This window comes from Rhodococcus sp. IEGM 1406, from assembly GCF_030056745.1.
Lineage (GTDB): Bacteria > Actinomycetota > Actinomycetes > Mycobacteriales > Mycobacteriaceae > Rhodococcus_F > Rhodococcus_F erythropolis.
Map to the genome: position 1 here is coordinate 601,260 of NZ_JASHKO010000004.1, position 16,985 is coordinate 618,244.

Here is a 16,985-nt window from a genome sequence, read left to right on the forward strand (position 1 = left end):
GTGTCCAAGTCGTGAGAGTGCCAGACGTTTGGCACTATGAACTGCTGTGAGCACCCCCGCGGATTCGTCCTCTGTAAGCCGGCCCGAAGCCCCGTGGTGGAACGAGGCGGTCTTCTATCAGATCTATCCGCGTTCCTTTGCCGATTCGGGCAGTGACGGTATCGGCGACCTCGGCGGAGTCGAGGAGAAACTCGGCTACCTCGAGCTGCTCGGCATCGACGCGATCTGGTTGAGCCCGGTGATGAAGTCACCGATGGCAGACCACGGCTACGACGTCTCGGACCCTCGCGACATCGATCCCCTGTTCGGTGATCTGGCGACGATGGATTCGCTGATCACGTCAGCCCACGAGCGCGGAATCAAGGTCACCATGGACCTGGTCCCGAACCACACGAGTGATCAGCACGAGTGGTTCAAGGCAGCCCTGGCGTCGGCGCCCGGTTCTGCGGAGCGATCCCGCTACATCTTCCGAGACGGCAAAGGTGAAAAAGGCAACGAACCGCCGAACAACTGGCCGAGCATCTTCGGCGGCCCGGCATGGACCCGCGTCAGCGAAGCCGACGGAACACCCGGCCAGTGGTACCTGCACATCTTCGCCAAGGAACAGCCGGACCTGAACTGGGACAACCCCGAGGTCTTCGACGACCTCGCCAAGACTCTGCGCTTCTGGCTCGAACGCGGAATCGACGGATTCCGCATCGACGTGGCCCACGGAATGGCCAAGCCCGACGGTTTGCCGGACCACGACTGGGAGCTCAACGAGCTCATGCGCAATTCCGACGACGACCCGCGGTTCAACAATCCGGCAGTTCACGAAATCCACCGCGGCATCCGCAAGGTCATGGACGAGTTCCCGGAGGCGATGACCGTCGGCGAGATCTGGGTGAAGGACAACCAGAAGTTCGGCGAATACATCCGGCCAGACGAACTGCATCTCGGATTCAACTTCCGGCTTGCAGAAACCGAATTCTCCGCCGAGTCCGTCCGAGAGGCCGTGGAGAACTCCCTCGCGGCCGTCGCCGAGGTCGGGGGTGTGCCCACGTGGACACTGTCGAATCACGACGTCGAACGTGAAGTCACGCGCTACGGCGGGGGCGAGATCGGAACGCAACGCGCACGGGCGATGATCCTCGTCGAGTTGGCGCTTCCGGGCGCGAGCTTCATCTACAACGGAGCCGAACTCGGCCTGCCGAACGTCGACCTGCCCGACGATGCACTACAGGACCCGGTCTGGGAACGATCCGGACATGCCGAGCGAGGACGCGACGGCTGCCGAGTGCCCCTTCCCTGGGAAGGAACCGAGCCGCCTTTCGGATTCACCACCGGTGCGAGTACCTGGCTGCCGATGCCGGCCGAGTGGTCGACGCTCACCGTGGAGGCTCAGATCGAGGACGTCGACTCGATGCTCTCGCTGTATCGCGCCGCCCTCGAACTTCGTAGCGCCAGGCCGGAGTTTTCCGGCACCGACATCGATTGGTACGGCAGTCCCCCCGGCTGCCTCGCTTTCCGTCGACGCGGCGGTCTGATCTGTGCTCTCAACACCACGGAGGTGCCGATCGCACTGCCGAGCGGGCAGCTGCTGTTGAGCAGCGCACCACTCGTCGACGGTCAGTTGCCCGTCAACGCTGCGGCGTGGCTGATCTGACCGAACACTCTCGCACGTCGTCAGGCGGCGGCCCCATCGCGCTGGTGGTGGCCGTCGCCTGAACTCCTACCGCGCAACCATCAGCGGTATCGAACCACCGCGGTGACGGTAGATCGAACCAAACCGTGCATCGAGGCGCACCCACGATCGACTCGCCCGCACCCGAACCAGTTCCGACGCGTCGATCTGTTCGAGATCGATGTCCGCAGTCATCGCTTCGGATCCGGCGTGCGGAACGAATCCCATTGCGGTCAAGGCAAAAATAACTCGCATCGAGATCCCGACCGTGCCTGATGGACCACTGACCTCGAGCACGTCCTGATCGAGCAACGACGCCGGCGGCCCGTGACTACTTCCATGCTCGAGCGCCAAGGCGTTGCCCCGCTGCGCCAGTTCGATCAACACCCGGGCGGGTACGTCGTCCAGGTGCTCGAAGCCGTCCATCGGCGGCAACGCCCCACGCCACGCCGAATCCATGGCGAACCCCGGATCGATCAGCTCACCTGTTGCCTGCTCCACCGCCGAGAGCAACTGATCGCCGGCAGCCGACGTGTCGTCAGGGTTGATGGTGCCCGCCACGGTTCGCGTCGCCAGAGCGTCGAAACCCGTTGACGCCCAGACGCTCAGGTGCGCATCGCCGCGTCGACGCATTCGGATGACCGCGGACTCGTCCAAACGCAAGGCGTGACCGATGAAGCCGGCCAAGTTCTTTCGCTCGGCCTCCTCGGGCACGGTCAGGACACGTTCATGCACGTTGCCAGCTCTCCAAGTACTCCCGCTCGGGCCCGCTGAGGCGGCGCAGACGTTGAGTGTCGATATCGAAGGCCGCGATCTGAGTCGATGCCACGATGGACGGCGGGACGCTGAGATCGGCGCCGCGGGGGCGAACCTCGTACGCGATGGTGAAGTCCACCGCGCGAACCTTTTCCACCCACATGAAGACATCGAGCGGTGAATCGTCGTGCCGCAGTTGCCCGCGGTACCGCACATGGAGATCGGCAATCACAGCCCCGTCACGCAGGGTGACCGTCGGGCGCGAGTCTTCGAACAACCAAGGAATCCTCGCCTCTTCGAGCAACGTCACCATCCGTGCGTGGTTGATGTGCTGGAAGGCATCCATGTCGGACCACCGAACCACAACTTCGGCGTGGAATCCTTCGCTCAACGTCCTACCTCCGATCGGGTGCCCATGCTGCGCACCATGCTACGAACCTGACGCGCCGCCACCGAGAGCGTCGCGAGGTCAAGCGTCCCAGACTCGAAGATCTCGACGAGAGCTGCCCTCGCCCGACTCAGCCGCGAGGCGTTGGTCGATTCCCATTCGTCGATCTTCTCCTGCGGCGACTCCCCCGGCTCGCCGCCGGCCAGAACCTCCATCGTCAACTGCCGCAGCGAACTGTAGAGGTCGTCTCGCAACGCGAGCCGAGCAAGCGAGTGCCAGCGATCGCCGCGCTCGAGTCCCGAGACCGCGCTCAGCAGCCAGTCGATTCCCAGATGCGCGTCCAAGGCGTAGTACAGCTCCGCGACTTCGGTGATGTCGTGATCGGCGATGTCGGCGATATCCGCGATGTCGAGCAGGCAGTAGACGTCGAGCAGTCGGAACACGTCCAGCGCCAACGCTTCCGGAGCCCCGCGATCGATCACGGATTGCGCGCGCACGAGCAGATCGTCGAGCTGGTGGCCGGCGAGCAGCCCCGGAACCAGCGGCGCCGTCGCCCGATACGCCGCCGAGTAGCGCGCAACTTCGGCGCCGACCGCGATCGGCTGGGGCCGATTCGCCAGGAACCACCGCGACGCGCGGTCGAGCAAGCGGCATGACTCCACGATCAGCTCGTTTTCGATCTCTGCACTGACGCCGGCCGAGCGGATTCGCGACCACACCTCGTCGAGCGCAAAGACCTCTCGCACAGCGGCGTACGCACGGATCGAGTCGGTACTGCTCGCTCCGGTCTCCTCGGCCAAGCGGTAAGCGTACGTGATTCCGCCGTTGTCGATCACTTCGTTCACGAGCATCGTCGCGACGATCTGCCGCCGCAACGGGTGTGCCTTGATCTCCGTTTCGAACCGATCGCGAACAGCGGTCGGGAAGTACTGCGGGATCTGCTGGGCGAAGAAATCGTTGTCCGGCAACTCGGTTGCGAGCAGATCGTCCTTGAGTGAAAGCTTCACGTGCGCCGTCAGCGTCGCCAATTCCGGCGACGTCAGACCCACACCGGCCTCGAGTCGACGCTCGATCTCCTTGTCGGTCGGCAACGCCTCGAGCTTGCGGTCAAGGCCACGCGCCTTGGTCAGATCCGTCAACTGACGGCGGTGAACACCGAGCATCTGCGGCGCGGTCACGCGGGAGATTCCGAGCAGCGCGTTCTGGGCGATGTTGTCCGCCAACACCAGCGCCGCCACGTCGTCGGTCATCGACGCCAGCAACGGATTCCGTTCCTGAGTCGGCAGTAACTGCGAACGCACGAGCGAATCGAGAAGGATCTTGATGTTCACTTCGTGATCGGAGCAGTCGACGCCGGCCGAGTTGTCGATGGCGTCGGTGTTGATGTGACCGCCGTTGGCGCTGAACTCGATTCGTCCCAGAGCAGTCACGCCGAGGTTGCCGCCCTCACCGATCACCTTGACCCGCAGGTCTTGACCGTCGACTCGCACAGCGTCGTTGCTCTTGTCTCCGACCTGCGCGTTCGTCTCGGTCGAAGCCTTGATGTATGTACCGATTCCGCCGTTCCACAGCAGATCCACCGGTGCCGACAGAATCGCCTGCATCAATTCCGGCGGCGAGAGCTTCGTGACCCCCTCGGCCAGACCCAGTGCGATCCTGACGCTTTCGGCGATCGGAACCGACTTGACCGTGCGGTCCCAGACGCCGCCACCTTCACTGATCAGGCTCTTGTCGTAGTCGGCCCACGACGACCGTGGCAACTCGAAAAGTCGTTGACGTTCGACGAACGAGCTCGCTGCATCCGGGTTCGGATCGAGGAAGATGTGTCGATGGTCGAACGCGCCCACCAGACGGATGTGCCGACTGAGGAGCATTCCGTTGCCGAACACGTCTCCGCTCATGTCGCCGACGCCTACCGTCGTGAAATCCTGCGTCTGCGTGTCGACCCCGAGTTCGCGGAAGTGCCGTTTGACGCTTTCCCAGGCGCCGCGAGCGGTGATTCCCATGCCCTTGTGGTCGTATCCCACGGAGCCACCGGAGGCAAACGCGTCGCCGAGCCAGAAGTTGTACTTGGCGGCAACCGAATTCGCGAGATCCGAGAACGTCGCCGTGCCCTTGTCCGCGGCGACCACCAGGTAGCGATCCTGATCGTCCTTGCGCACCACTCGATCCGGCGTCACAACTTCGCCGGTGGCCGCGTGCACGTTGTCGGTGATGTCGAGCAATCCGGAGATGAACGTGGTGTAGCAGGCTTTGCCGGTTTCCAGCGTCGCCGTTCGATCAGCGGCCGGATCACCCGTCGGCAGAGGCGGATTCTTCACGACGAAGCCGCCCTTGGCGCCGACCGGCACGATCACCGCGTTCTTGACGGCCTGAGCCTTCACCAAGCCGAGCACCTCGGTGCGGAAATCCTCGCGCCGGTCGGACCAGCGGAGTCCGCCGCGCGCGACTGCGCCGAATCGCAGGTGGACGCCTTCGACCTCGGGTGAGTACACGTAGATCTCGAAAGCCGGCCGCGGCTTGGGCAACTCGCTGATCCGCGAGGGATCGAGCTTGACCGACAGGTAGTCGCGAGAGCGGCCATCGGCGTCGACGACGTAGAAATTGGTACGCAAGGTCGCCTTCACCAAGGAGAACATTCCACGCAGAATGCGATCGGCATCCAAGCTGAGTACCTCGTCGATGGACGCACGCAACTGCTCGTCCAATTCGGCGACGCGGATGTCGTCTTGTTTCTCGGGGTCGAACATCGCCTCGAACAACTGCACCAATGCAAACGCGGTCTGCGGGTGCGTTAGCGCGATTCCTTCGATGTGGAACTGACTGTACGGAAATGTGGCCTGGCGCAAATACTTTGCGTAAGCACGCAGCACCACGGCTTGCCGCCAGGACATTCCGGCCCGCAGCACCAACTCGTTGAATCGGTCAGCTTCTGCCCGGCCGAACCAGACTGCACCGAATGCAGCCGTGAATCGCTTCTGGACCTCGGTCAGCGGGGCGGTACTGGTCTCGAGTGGCACCTGCGCATCGAGGTCGATCTCGACCGACGCCCGAAGATCCGCCGGTACCGACAACCCGAAATCGTAGATCCAGCACTGAACGCCGTCGAGTCGCTGCACGACGTGCGGTCGCTCGTCGAGAACTTCGACGCCGAGTGACTGCAGCACCGGTAGCACCTGGCTCAACGAGATACCGTCGCCGCCGACGAAGAGCGTGAAGCGCCAGGCACCGGGCGCGGAGTCCACGGCGCGATAGAGCAGTACGTCGATCGCGCCTGGCGCCAACGCCTCGAGTCTGGCGATGTCGGCCAACGCGCGTGACGGTTCGAAGTCCTCCTTGTATCCATCGGGAAGTACCCGCGAATACCGTTGCACCAGTTCCGGATCCACACCCGGAATGTCGCGAACAAGGTCGTTGATGCGGTCGTCCCAGCTACGACTGACTTCGGTCAGCAGGGCCTGAACTCGCTCGCGGTTGGCCTCGGAGACATCCAGGTGAACCGGCTCACTGTCCGGATCGCGCCGGATCGTCACGTGCAACAGCGCAAGATCGTTCTCGGTAACCCGGGCGGTGTAATCAACTGTGCCTGGGCCGAATTCGCGCCACAACAGGTTTTGCATCGCCAGTCGCACCCGCGTCGTATACCGGTCGCGAGGCAGATACACCAAGCAGGATACGAACCGTCCGAACGTGTCCTCGCGGACGAAGAGTCGCACCTGTCGACGCAGCCCGATGCTGTGCACGGCGTGGACGGTCTCGAACAAGGTCTCGGCATCGCTCGAGAACAACTCGGTGCGCGGGAAGGACTGGATGACCTCGAGCATCGCCTGCCCGGAGTACGAATGCAGGTCGACACCGGCACGCGCGATGACTTCGCGGACGCGTCGCTCGATCAGCGGAATCGCGAGGACGTTCTCGTGGAGTGCGACCACGGTGAACACACCCAGGAATCTGTGCTCCCCCACGATGTTTCCCTCGTCGTCGAGGATCGAGACACCCACGAAGTACGGGTAGACAGCGCGGTGCACCGTGGCGGGGAACGATCCCTGCGTCAGGACCAGAAGCGGTCGATCCGGGAGATCTGCAACTGGAGGCAAACTCATCGGGCCTTCGGTGACCGCGTCGGAGCGCAGCACGCCGAGCCCGCTGCCGGCGACCGTGCGTGAGCCGTCCTTCGTGCCCTCGAATCGCCGGTATCCGAGTACGGCGTAGTTTCCGTCCGCCATCCACCGGAGCAGCCGAGCGGTATCGGAGAATTCTTCGGGGGTGATCCTCCCGGAGGCAGTTACTGCAGCACTCTCCAACTCGTCGGCAACGCGCAGTTGCAGTGCCTTCATGTCCGGGGTATCACCAACCACCTGGCGGACGTCCGCGAGCACTTTGCCGAGGTGGGCTTCGATCGCGTCGAGATCGGAATCCTCGACTTCGGAGTCCAACTGGACGTGCATCCAGGATTCTTGGATACCGCTGTCGCCCAAGGAAATCAGATTGCCCGCGTTGTCGCGTTCAACCGTCAGGATCGGATGGGCGAATTGACTGATTCCCACACCTTGTCGGTTGAGCATCGCGGTAACGGACTCGACGAGCAACGACATGTCGTCGGTGACGATCTGGACGGCAGCGCCGAGACCCTCGGATCCTGACGGGCGGTACACACGCCATACGGCTGTGCCTGGCGTCCGCTGCCTCCCGAGCGCGAGATGCGCGAGCAGGACTCGATCCGATCGACCGTTGATGACGTCGTCGCTGTCACCCTCGTCGATGTGCGTGAAAAAGGCCTCGCGAAGACGCGTCAACAACGTCGCTTCGTCGAGGCCTGTGCCCTGCTGCCGTACACGGTCTGTCATTCCTGGCTCACATCCTTGTGGGTTCTGATCGCCGCGACCAATCTCTGACTCGAGACTAGCCGCGGCAACCAGTACCTAGGGTGAACTGAGAAACGAAATCTACGATGTCGTCATCTGAACAAGCGATGCTTCGAGCACTGCACGTTCGCTGTCCGCCAGCGGTCTGGACTTTTCGGACACGGTGTCGAATCCGACCATCAACGCGTCGCCGAAGGCGCATTCGACACCCGCGTTGTCACGGATGACGTGCCGAACCGTGAACGAGGAAGTCCCGACGTGAGTCGTGAAGATCTCCACGTTCAACGGACCGGACCGATCGGTGACCGGCTTGAGGAACTCGATGGTCATCTTTCGAACCACGAGGTATCCCGGCCGGCCGCCGAGCGGCGCCAGTTTCGCTTCCAGGAACTGGATGCGAGCTTCCTGCATGTACTCGACGTAACGCGTGTTGTTGACGTGACCCAACCGGTCGGAATCGCCCCACCGGACCTGGATCTGCGCTGTGTATACGTCGGACACCGGATCAGTCCCTGGTGAGCTTGCGGTGAGTCACGCGGTGCGGGCGTGCGGCGTCGGGGCCGAGTCGCTCGACCTTGTTCGCCTCGTAGCCCTCGAAGTTGCCCTCGTACCAGTACCAAGCTGCCTCGTTGTCGCCGAAGCCACCTTCCCACGCGAGGATGTGGGTACAGGTCCGGTCCAGGAACCAGCGATCGTGCGAGATCACGACGGCGCAGCCGGGGAACTCTTCGAGAGCGTTCTCCAGCGAGCCGAGGGTTTCGACGTCGAGGTCGTTGGTGGGCTCATCGAGCAGGATCAGGTTGCCGCCCTGCTTGAGCGTCATCGCCAGGTTCAGGCGGTTGCGCTCACCACCGGAGAGGACGCCGGCCGGCTTCTGCTGATCGTGGCCCTTGAAACCGAACGAGCTGATGTACGCGCGCGAGGGGAACTCGGTCTGGCCGACGACGATGAAATCGAGCCCGTCGGACACGGTCTCCCAGACCGTCTTCTTGGGGTCGATTCCGGAACGGTTCTGGTCGACGTAGCTCAGCTTGACCGTCTGACCGATCTTGACCTCACCGGCGTCAGGCTCCTCGAGACCGACGATGGTCTTGAACAGCGTCGTCTTACCGACGCCGTTGGGGCCGATGACGCCGACAATTCCGTTGCGCGGCAACGTGAACGAAAGATCCTTGATCAGCACGCGGCCGTCGAAGCCCTTGTCGAGGTTCGAGACCTCCACGACCACGTCACCCAGGCGCGGCGGTGCCGGGATCTGGATCTCGTCGAAGTCGAGTTTGCGGGTCTTCTCGGCTTCGTTCGCCATTTCCTCGTAGCGATCGAGACGAGCCTTGTTCTTGGCCTGGCGGGCCTTGGCGCCGGAACGAACCCATGCGAGTTCGTCCTTGAGGCGCTTCTGCAGCTTCTGATCCTTCTTGCCGGCAACTTCGAGGCGTGCAGCCTTCTGCTCCAGGTAGGTGGAGTAGTTGCCCTCGTACGGGTACAGGCGGCCGCGGTCGACTTCACAGATCCACTGCGCGACGTGATCGAGGAAGTAACGATCGTGGGTCACGGCGAGGATTGCGCCGGGGTAAGCAGCGAGGTGCTGCTCGAGCCACAGGACAGATTCGGCGTCGAGGTGGTTGGTGGGCTCATCGAGGAGCAGGAGGTCGGGCTTGCTCAGCAGCAGCTTGCAGAGCGCAACGCGTCGCTTCTCACCACCGGAGAGGTGGGTGACCATCTCTTCCGGCGGGGGGCAGCGCAGGGCGTCCATAGCCTGCTCGAGCTGCGAGTCGATCTCCCACGCGTCTGCGTGATCGAGCTTCTCCTGCAGTTCGCCCATCTCTTCCATGAGCTCGTCGGAGTAATCCGTGGCCATCAGCTCGGCGATCTCGTTGTACCGCTTGAGCTGGACCATCGTCTCTCCGAGACCGTCCTCGACGTTCTCGCGAACCGTCTTGGTCTCGTCGAGCTCCGGCTCCTGCATGAGGATGCCGACGGTCGCGCCCGGAGCCAGGAATGCCTCGCCGTTGCCCGGCTGGTCCAGTCCGGCCATGATCTTGAGGATGCTGGATTTACCAGCGCCGTTCGGTCCGACGACACCGATCTTCGCGCCGGGGTAAAAGCTCATCGTGACGTCATCGAGGATGACCTTGTCACCGTGCGCCTTGCGCACCTTCTTCATCGTGTAAATGAACTCAGCCATGACCGCCAGCCTATCGGTGTTTGTCCTATAACCCACATTGCGCGTTGGCACTCACTCCGATCCGGGTTCTGCGGACAGTCCGAGGTCATCGACCAGATTCACCGACATGCTCATCGACCCCCACGAAAACCGCGATGGGGACACCTCCGGGTGTCCCCCGGACGGCTCAGATCATTGCCCGGTGGATGCCCTTCGGCTCGCCACCGAGCTGCGAGAGCGTCGACGAATGGAAAATGGAACCGGGCACATGGATCGCGTGCGCGAGACCGGCATGCGCATCACGCCAGAACCGCTGCATCGGCGTGTTCAACTGCAACGCGCCACCACCGGAACGAGCAAAGATCTCGTCCACCGCCCGCACCGCACGCCACGCCGCCGCAGTCTGCGTACGCCGACCGATCGCACGAAGCTCGAACGAAACTTCCTGACCCTTCTCGGTCATGTCCCAGAAACGATCCACCGTCTCCAAGATCGCAGCCCGAGAAGCAGCGATCTCGGCCGCCGCCTCACCGATCGCGAACAGCACGTACGGATCTTCCTTGATCGGAACACCACTGACCGTCACGCGCTCACGCTGCGCCGCCATATTGCACGCCAACGCACCCTCAGCAATACCGATCAACGACGAAGTGATCCCCAACGGGAAAATGCACGAGAACGGGAACTTGTACAACGTCTCCGTACGGCCCGCTTCCTTCCACGCCGTCCCGTCGAAAACCTTTCCCGCATCAAGAGTCCGATACGTCGGCAGGAACGCATCCTTGACGATCAGATCCTTCGACCCCGTACCGCGCAGGCCCACGACATTCCAGCTGTCCTGGTCGATGTCGTAATCGGAGCGCGGCAACAACACGTGCAGAATCTTCGGCGGCATCAACGGCTTACCGGCCTCGTCACCGACCATCGCACCGATCATGATCCAGTCACAATGATCAGTACCGGACGAGAACGACCAACGACCGTTGAGGATGTACCCACCCTCGACCGGCCTCGCCACACCCATCGGCGCATACGGCGACGCCATCCACGTATCGGGATCGGTTCCCCACACCTCTTCCTGAGCCTTGCGGTCGAAGAACGCAAGCTCCCACGGATGAACACCGACGATGCCGCTGACCCAGCCCGTGGCACCATCCATCGCACCGATAGCCATTGCCGTCTCGGCGAATTCACGCGGATGCGCCTCGAGGCCTCCGAACTCCTTCGGCTGCAACATCCGGATGACGCCGGAGTCGCGCAAACGCTTCGCGCTGCCGTCCGTCAAGCGCATCAGCTTGTCGCCCTCGACTCCGTCGGCGCGGATCTCGTCGGCGAACTGTGAGATGTTGTCCAGAACCTGACCCATGATCTTTCCGCCTCCACTGATAGTCGATCAACGACCTTTAAAGTAGAACACGTTCTAGAAACTTGCGGAAGTGAAACGGCCGACATTTCTTACACTCACACGGTCTGTAGTTCCGACGGGAGTTCGACCGCGTCACTACCGGAAGCCGCGAGCAGCTGTGCGTACCGCCCACCTTGTTGCACAAGTTCGTCGTGGGTGCCCTTTTCCACAACCACGCCCTGGTCGAGGACCGCGATGAGATCCGCATCTCGAACCGTGGAAAGCCTGTGCGCTACAACAAGAGTGGTGCGTCCGACCATCAGCTCGTCGAGCGCGTCCTGCAGCGCACGTTCAGTGCGATTGTCCAAGGCGCTCGTCGCCTCGTCGAGGACCAGGATCGGCGGATTCCGCAGAACTGTGCGCGCGATCGCGATGCGCTGTTTCTCACCACCGGAGAATCGGTAGCCGCGCTCGCCGACCATGGTGTCGTACCCGTCGTCGAGACCGGAGATGAACTCGTGGATTTGCGCGATGCGCGCTGCTTGCTCGATCTCGGCGTCGGTGGCATCGGGTTTCGCGAACCGAAGGTTCTCACGAATCGTCGTATGGAAGAGGTACGTCTCCTGCGACACCACGCCCACCAGATCGGAGACCGTCGCCAGATCGAGGTCCCGCACATCGATGTCGTCGATTCTCACCGATCCCGCAGTCGGGTCGTACAGACGTGCGGCCAAGTATCCGAGGGTGGTCTTGCCCGAACCTGTGGAGCCGACCAGCGCCAAGGTTCCGCCGGCCGGGACCGTGAGGTCGATGTTGTCGAGAGTCTTGCTGTCGGTTCCTGGATACGAGAAGTCGACGTGGTCGAACCGAAGTTCGCCGGACATCTTGGTGCGGTCGAAGCTCTTCGACTCTTCCGGATCCGCGATGTCGATCGGCAGATCCAGGTACTCGAACACGCGACTGAACAGTGCCATCGAACTCTGCACCTCGACGCCCGTGTTGAGCAGCATCATGGTGGGGCGGAACAATTGTGTCTGCAGTGTGGTGAATGCGACGAGGGTGCCGACGGTGATGGTGTTGCCGTGATCGAGAGTGAAACCGGCGAACCAGTAGACCAGTGCGGGCATGGCTGCGAAGGTGATCGACATGGTCGCCATGCGCCACTTGCCGGCCATCATGGCCCGGAGTTCGACGTCCGCGACTTCCGCTGAACGCTCGGTGAATCGATCCGTCAGAGCCGACTTCGCGCCGGTCGTCTTGCCGAGGAGAATGCCACTGACGGAGAGAGATTCCTCCACCTGCACCGACAGATCACTGAGTAGCTTCTGCCGCTTACCCGAGATCTTGCGGCGCTCGTCACCGATCTTGCGTGCGATACGGATGAACACCGGCAAGATCGCCAGCGAGAAGATGGCAAGCCGCCAATCCAGAAGGAACAGAGCAACAATGGTGGCTGCCACGGTCGTTGCATTCTGCGCGATGGACGTTGCCGTGTTGGTGACCACCGACTGCATACCGCCGATGTCGTTGGCAATGCGCGACTGAACTTCTCCGGTTCGGGTTCGAGCGAAGAATCCGAGCGACTGATTCTGCAGATGCGAGTAGACCCGCACACGCAGTTGGTGCATCAGTTTCTGGCCGATGCTGTTGGACATCCAAGTCTGCGCCACGCCGAGACAGCTCGTGATCACGGCAATGGCGATCATGCCGATGGCCAGAACGCTGACGAGTCCGAGGTTCTTGTCCGGGATCGCCTTGTCGAGCATTTCGCGTAGGAGCAGCGGACTGCCCAACGCCACGATCGCGCTGAGTGTGATGACCGCGGTGACGATGGCGATCTGAGTTCGATACGGCGCGAACAGTCCGAGTATGCGCTTTGCCGGTACTGAGTCCGCCGGAGTGATCTCGACAGCGGATCGTTCGATGTTTCGCATGTGATCTGGTTTCACGTTCTACCTCCTGGAGGCTTTCTCACCCTAGTTTCATATTGGTGAGGTTACCTCACTATGAGGCTGACACCAACAACGCTAGACTGACGCCATGCATTCCCGAGAGCGCGAACTCACCGACGTCGTGATGTCCGTGGCACGGCTCATCCGCCGACGCCAAGTGGCAGCGCTGGAACCATTCGGTCTCTCGCCGTCGCAAAGCCGAGCGCTGCGAGTACTGACCCGAGTGGGCGAGCCGGTTCGACTCGGGTTTCTTGCCGAGCGATTGCGCATCGTTCCGCGGTCGGCGACCGACGTCGTGGATTCCCTCGAAGAGGCCGGATGGGTGCGCCGCACTCCCGATCCGAACGATCGGCGAGCTGTATTACTCGAGCTCACCGACGCCGGCGCTACCCTCGCTGCCGACGTCGCGAAAGCTCAACGACGAGAATCCTCGGATGTGTTCGACGACCTCGACGAATCGGAGCGAGCAACTCTCACCGAACTTCTCGAGCGAGTGGACGCGGGGCACGACTCTCGGCCCCGCGACTGCCCGAAACACTCGATCTGAGTTCTCACGCAGCGACGGTGTCGACTGCGTCCTCGACATTCTCCGCCGACGTCGGCTTGCTCTGACGCTCGATCTTCGAGATGCAACGAGCAAGGTCCGCGCCAACTGCCGTCGCCCGCAACTCGAGATCGGAACGAGGCACACCCTCTTTGGTCGTGTACTCGTTGGTGCGCAACTCCCCCGCCACCATGACCGGATCACCCTTCATGATGGATGCGCCGACGCCGGTGACCAACCGCCGCCAGCAGCTGACCGTGAGATAGAGGGTCGCTCCGTCCGTCCACTCTCCGGTCACCGCGTCTTTGCGACGCGTGTTGCTCGCCATCCGAAAGCTCAGCACCTCTTCGCCATTGGTTGTCTGCCGCTTCACCGGATTGGTGATGACGGTTCCGACAACCGTTGCATGCGTTTCGTACATGTCCGATCCCCCTTCGAACTCCAGAACCCGCCAACTGTCGCGGGGCCGATCATTGCGTCGGCAGTTTCGATTGTGGAACGGCAAACGCCTGGCTCGGGATTTCGATTTCCACCTGTGCATCGGCGGGACAGCTGTGGAGAAACAGCACTGCCCGAGCCAAACGGCCCGGGCAGTGTCGGAACTAAGTGCTAGTGGAGGATTCGTCGGATTTCTTCTCGCTGGGTGTCTCGTCCGCAGAGTCCTCGCTTGCAGTCTCTGCGTCAGCAGCCTCACGCGGTTTCCACCCCTCGCGGTCCCGCCTGGCCAATTCGGCGAACATGGCGTTGTGAGCAGCGAGGTCGGCGTCGTGGTCACGCTCGGCCGCACGGTCCGTTCGGCGCGCGGTCCTTCCGTCACTGCGCGACCACTGAACCAGCAGCGCGAGCATGACCACCATGAGTGGGATCTCGCCGGTCGCCCACGCGATGCTGCCGCCCAGCTGCTGATCGCCGATCAGGTCGTTGTTCCAACCGAGTCCGAGCGAGCGGAAGTACGCGCCGCCCATGACGGCGGTGGTGCTCATCAATGCCACGCCGAAAAACGCGTGGAACGGAAGTGAGCCGAAGACCATCGCCAGCTTGGTCACCGGCTGCAATTGGCGTGGTGACGGGTCTATTCCGATCGCCACCCAGTAGAAGAGATAGCCGCTGAGGATGAAGTGCAGGTTCATCAGCAGGTGAGCGCTGTGCGAGTCGACGGTGGCGCCGTAGATTCCGCCGAGATACAGCGCGTAGAAACCGCCGACGAAGAGAACTGCCGCAACGATCGGGTGGGTGATGAATCGTGAGAACGGGCTGTGCAGCGCGGTCAGAATCCACTCGCGAATGCCTGGCACGCCGTCCTTGCCTGCCGGATCGAGCGCCCGCAGAGCCAAAGTGATCGGCGCACCCAGAACCAGCAGGACTGGGCCCAACATCGACAGCGCCATATGTGCGCCCATGTGAACGCTGAAGACTGCCGGCGCGTACTTGCCGACACCGGACGACGTGGCGATCAGGAGCACCGCGCAACCGCTCATCCAGGCGATGGTTCGGCCGACGGGCCAGGAGTCTCCACGCTTGGCCAGCTTGCGCAGGCCGATGCCGTACAGAATCGCCGCAGCAATTGCGGCGGTGCCGAACATGAGGTCGAATCGCCAGTCCGTCACGAACGCCATGAACGACGGCGGGTCCGGAAGGTTGTAACCGAGTTCGACCTCGGGGATCGAGGGAATCGACAGCGGCGGAGGCGGCGGGGTACGACCGAGGCCGATCGCGAGACCGATGGTCGCCGCCATCACGATCGTTTCAGCGCCGGCAAATCGAATCAGAGCAGAGCGACTCTTCGGGTTCTCCGCCAGCGCCGGTAGCGCCCGACTCCGCTGAGCCCAACCGAAGAACCCGAGGATGATCAGTGCAACTGTTTTGGCGACGATCAATCGTCCGTAGGTCGTGGTGAACACGTCGTCGAGAGGCAGACGGACAATCGCATTGATGACGCCGCTGAATCCCATGACGACGAAGCAGATGGATGCGACCGTCGAAAAGCGTCGGGCTGCTACGTCGGTGTAATCGCCGCCGCGCCGCGCGTGGGCCAGTAGCGCGAACAAGCCGCCGGCCCAGAGCGAAGCCGCCACGAGGTGCAGGATCAGGCTGTTGGTAGCGATGTCATGCGAGCCGCCCGAAGACGAGTGACCGGTGAGAGCGAGCGGCATCAGTCCGAGAAGACCGACCAGCAGCAGGAGCGGTGTCCACCACCAGCGCAGTGTCAGTCGGGCCAGGATCGCCAGAACAACCGCGATGATCGCCGTCCAGCGCCAGGCGCCGGCGATCTCGACCTGATCGAGTCCCGACCACAGGTTCGCCGGTTTGATCGCTTCGGCAAACGGCTGACCCGACGTGTCAGAGAGCGTCAGAGGCACCATCATGAACGAACAGATCGCCCACACGATCGCGGCGTGCGATGCAGTTCGGACTGCCCGATAGCCGTCGACGTCGAGGACACCCGACTTCTGCGGCGGCACGAAGAACGCGGCCAGAAGCAGTGACCCGATCGCGATGACTGCGGCGATCTCCCCCAGTGCGCGCATCGCGGGCAGGCCGTACGTGGTGATCGGGCCTGGATCCGGGATGCCCAGAAGAGTCAGTGCCTGCGACGCGGAGAATCCCACCACGACGGCTGCGGTGAGCCCTGCGATGAGTCCGCTGACCACGAATATCGCGGTCGAAGAAGCGGGTGCACCGCTGTGCTGTGTGGACTCCGGTGGGGAATCTGTCGGCGCGAGGTCGGGTGTAGCCATACCTCAAGGGTAGGACCTTCGCGAACCGACTACGACAACGCGTCGGAGTTGGGCGGCGCGCGTCACATCCCGAACCCTCGAGTATGATGTTCCACGCGCCTCCGTAGCTCAGGGGATAGAGCAAGAGCCTTCTAATCTCTTGGTCGCAGGTTCGAATCCTGCCGGGGGCACCACAAGATTTGATTCACGGATAGTCACGCTGCGTGGACGAGCGGCCACTGGGCAGAGCAGTCCGATCCGGACCGAAACCTAGCCCACAAATTACGTGCCGTCCGCAGTAATCTGCCTCGCATGAAGAAGGCACTTCCGAAGACCCTGAAGTCAATCGCCCGGACCGTTGGAATCCTGGCACTCGCGATCGTCGTTGTATCCGTCGTCGAGCGGTTCACCGGCGCACACCAACCGACGACCGGTCCCGCGTCGTTGACCGGGCCAGACCAATCGTTGTAGCCCTTCCCTTGCGACAAAGGCCGTCTCACGAAGTTCTACGACGAGAGCCGGTAGGCAATTGCCCACCAATGCCGGCTGAGTCGCGTGCACCGCGCTATACAGAGCGGCCGTGAGTGTCAC

Annotated in this window: 12 protein-coding genes and 1 tRNA gene; 4 read left to right on the forward strand and 9 right to left on the reverse strand. The window is 62.6% G+C overall.

Annotation, left to right across the window (positions count from 1 at the left end; all coding sequences use genetic code 11):
* The first annotated feature begins 46 nt into the window (after window positions 1-46).
* Window positions 47-1,645, forward strand: a complete 1,599-nt coding sequence (locus QM596_RS21610; protein WP_019749096.1) for a glycoside hydrolase family 13 protein — start codon at window positions 47-49, stop codon at window positions 1,643-1,645.
* A 66-nt stretch (window positions 1,646-1,711) separates the two neighbouring features.
* On the opposite strand, the gene QM596_RS21615 is transcribed toward QM596_RS21610, so the two are convergent.
* From QM596_RS21615 to QM596_RS21645, 7 genes are all read right to left on the reverse strand, one after another.
* Window positions 1,712-2,398 carry a DUF8010 domain-containing protein gene (locus QM596_RS21615; RefSeq protein WP_019749097.1) on the reverse strand — a complete coding sequence of 229 codons (687 nt, stop codon included), beginning with the start codon at window positions 2,396-2,398 and terminating at the stop codon, window positions 1,712-1,714.
* Window positions 2,391-2,810 carry an acyl-CoA thioesterase gene (locus tag QM596_RS21620; RefSeq protein WP_003944573.1) on the reverse strand — a complete coding sequence of 140 codons (420 nt, stop codon included), beginning with the start codon at window positions 2,808-2,810 and terminating at the stop codon, window positions 2,391-2,393. The genes QM596_RS21615 and QM596_RS21620 overlap by 8 nt, the downstream gene beginning before the upstream one ends.
* A complete protein-coding gene (locus QM596_RS21625) occupies window positions 2,807-7,654 on the reverse strand; it encodes an NAD-glutamate dehydrogenase (RefSeq protein ID WP_283309905.1) in 4,848 nt (1,615 codons plus the stop codon). Before QM596_RS21625 ends, QM596_RS21620 begins: the two co-directional genes overlap by 4 nt.
* A 99-nt stretch (window positions 7,655-7,753) precedes the next feature.
* Window positions 7,754-8,173, reverse strand: a complete 420-nt coding sequence (locus QM596_RS21630) for an acyl-CoA thioesterase (protein ID WP_019749099.1) — start codon at window positions 8,171-8,173, stop codon at window positions 7,754-7,756.
* 4 nt (window positions 8,174-8,177) lie between these two features.
* Window positions 8,178-9,857, reverse strand: a complete 1,680-nt coding sequence (gene ettA, locus QM596_RS21635; protein ID WP_007730925.1) for an energy-dependent translational throttle protein EttA — start codon at window positions 9,855-9,857, stop codon at window positions 8,178-8,180.
* Window positions 9,858-10,023: 166 nt separating this feature from the next.
* The gene (locus QM596_RS21640) at window positions 10,024-11,202 is read right to left on the reverse strand and encodes an acyl-CoA dehydrogenase family protein (RefSeq protein WP_283309906.1); all 1,179 of its coding nucleotides are present in this window, start codon (window positions 11,200-11,202) and stop codon (window positions 10,024-10,026) included.
* 95 nt (window positions 11,203-11,297) lie between these two features.
* A complete protein-coding gene (locus tag QM596_RS21645) occupies window positions 11,298-13,115 on the reverse strand; it encodes an ABC transporter ATP-binding protein (protein ID WP_283309934.1) in 1,818 nt (605 codons plus the stop codon).
* Window positions 13,116-13,221: 106 nt separating this feature from the next.
* On the opposite strand from QM596_RS21645, the gene QM596_RS21650 reads away from it, so the two are divergent.
* Complete coding sequence (locus QM596_RS21650; RefSeq protein ID WP_070797086.1) at window positions 13,222-13,680, forward strand: MarR family winged helix-turn-helix transcriptional regulator; 459 nt, start codon at window positions 13,222-13,224, stop codon at window positions 13,678-13,680.
* A 4-nt stretch (window positions 13,681-13,684) separates the two neighbouring features.
* Here QM596_RS21650 and ssb read toward each other — a convergent pair whose 3' ends face one another.
* Window positions 13,685-14,098, reverse strand: coding sequence for a single-stranded DNA-binding protein (ssb, locus tag QM596_RS21655; RefSeq protein WP_007733347.1), 414 nt, complete (start codon window positions 14,096-14,098; stop codon window positions 13,685-13,687).
* A 181-nt stretch (window positions 14,099-14,279) separates the two neighbouring features.
* Complete coding sequence (locus QM596_RS21660; RefSeq protein ID WP_259119227.1) at window positions 14,280-16,415, reverse strand: bifunctional copper resistance protein CopD/cytochrome c oxidase assembly protein; 2,136 nt, start codon at window positions 16,413-16,415, stop codon at window positions 14,280-14,282.
* A 97-nt stretch (window positions 16,416-16,512) separates the two neighbouring features.
* Between QM596_RS21660 and QM596_RS21665 the strand changes: the two genes are divergently transcribed.
* Together QM596_RS21665 and QM596_RS21670 are read left to right on the forward strand one after the other, a co-directional pair.
* Window positions 16,513-16,588 (forward strand) — tRNA-Arg (locus tag QM596_RS21665).
* Between the two features lie 118 nt (window positions 16,589-16,706).
* Entirely contained in the window at window positions 16,707-16,865 is a 159-nt protein-coding gene (locus QM596_RS21670) for a hypothetical protein (protein WP_283309907.1), read from the forward strand.
* The last annotated feature ends 120 nt before the right edge of the window (window positions 16,866-16,985 follow it).